At 74.4% G+C, this 1,335-nt stretch carries 1 protein-coding gene and 1 pseudogene; one reads left to right on the top strand and one right to left on the bottom strand.

Features of this window, described 5'->3' with window-relative positions; all coding sequences use genetic code 11:
- Positions 1–387: pseudogene (locus tag AC529_RS18720) on the bottom strand (stage II sporulation protein M); the annotation flags it as partial.
- A 154-nt stretch (positions 388–541) separates the two neighbouring features.
- Between AC529_RS18720 and AC529_RS18725 the strand changes: the two are divergent.
- Positions 542–1,335, top strand: a 794-nt coding sequence (locus AC529_RS18725) for an RDD family protein (RefSeq protein WP_198156492.1), incomplete at its 3' end; no start/stop codon positions are given.

Here is a 1,335-nt window from a genome sequence, read left to right on the forward strand (position 1 = left end):
CGCCTGCACCTCGGGGTCGGCGGCGATCCACACCCCCACGGCGACGGCCACCACCACGTTGGCCGCCGCGGTGGCCAGCCACCACCACCGCAGCCGGTACAGGGCGGCGGGGAAGGAGCGGGTGAAGAACCGGCCCAGGTCGCGCCAGGACCCGGCGTGCGCCCCGGTGATGACCGCGCGGGCCCGCGCCACCAGGCCGGACAGCCACCCGGCCAGGGCGGGGTCGTGCCCCGCCGAGCGCAGCACCGACAGGTCGGTGGCGACGCGCTGGTACAGCTCGACCAGCTCGTCGACCTCCTCTCCGGTGAGGCGGCGGTGGCGGCGCACCAGCTTGTGCAGTCTCTCCCAGGAGGGGCGGCGCTCGGTGACGAAGAGGTCGAGATCCACACCCCGACTCTACTCACCGTTGCGGGCGGCCGGGCGGCCGTTTCCGGTCGGACCGCAGCCGCCGCTGCGCGCACCTGACAGACTGGAAGCAGGTCGCGGGGACGGTGCGGCGCACCCCTCGACGGCCCGCCCGGGTTCCACGACGCGCGAGGAGATGACGGTGTCGCACAGCCACGGACACGGTGGACCGGCTTCCCTGGTGACGGGGGACGCGGTCGCCCTCGACCTGCGCCCCGCCGGATTCGCCAGTCGCGCGGTGGCCTTCTTCATCGACTTCTCCGTCCAGTTCGCCCTCCTGGTCGGGGTGTCCCTGGCCGTCACCCTGCTGGCCGACGGACTGGACCAGGCGCTGCCCAGGGCCATCGAGCTGACGCTCGTGGTGCTGACCATGGTCGGCTACCCGGTGGCCTTCGAGACGCTCAGCCGGGGCCGCAGCCTCGGCAAGCTCGCGCTGGGGCTGCGGGTGGTCAGTGCCGACGGGGCGCCGGTGCGGTTCCGCCAGTCGCTGGCCCGGGCGCTCGCCGGGATTCTGGAGCTCTGGGCGACCAGCGGGACGATCGCGCTGATCAGCTCCCTGCTCAACCGGCAGGGCCGCAGGATCGGCGACTTCCTCGGAGGCACCGTCGTGGTGCAGGAGCGCTCCGGGCGCCGCCCCGCCGAGGCCGTGGAGATGCCGCCGTCCATGGCGGGCTGGGCGCAGGTGGCCGAGCTGTCCCGGCTGCCCGCCGACGTCGCCGCGGCCGCCTACCAGTACCTGACCCGCTACACCACGTTCGACGAGCGGACCCGCTACGAGATGGGCCTGCAACTGGCCGACACCGTCTCCCGGTACGTGGCCCCGCCGCCGCCCCCGCAGGCCAGCCCGCCCGAGTACCTGGCCGCGGTGCTGGCCGAGCGCCGCCGCCGCGAGATCGGCAGAGCGTCGTGGCGGGGAAGAGAGGAGAACTC

Source organism: Thermobifida cellulosilytica TB100 (assembly GCF_001517975.1).
Classification (GTDB): domain Bacteria; phylum Actinomycetota; class Actinomycetes; order Streptosporangiales; family Streptosporangiaceae; genus Thermobifida; species Thermobifida cellulosilytica.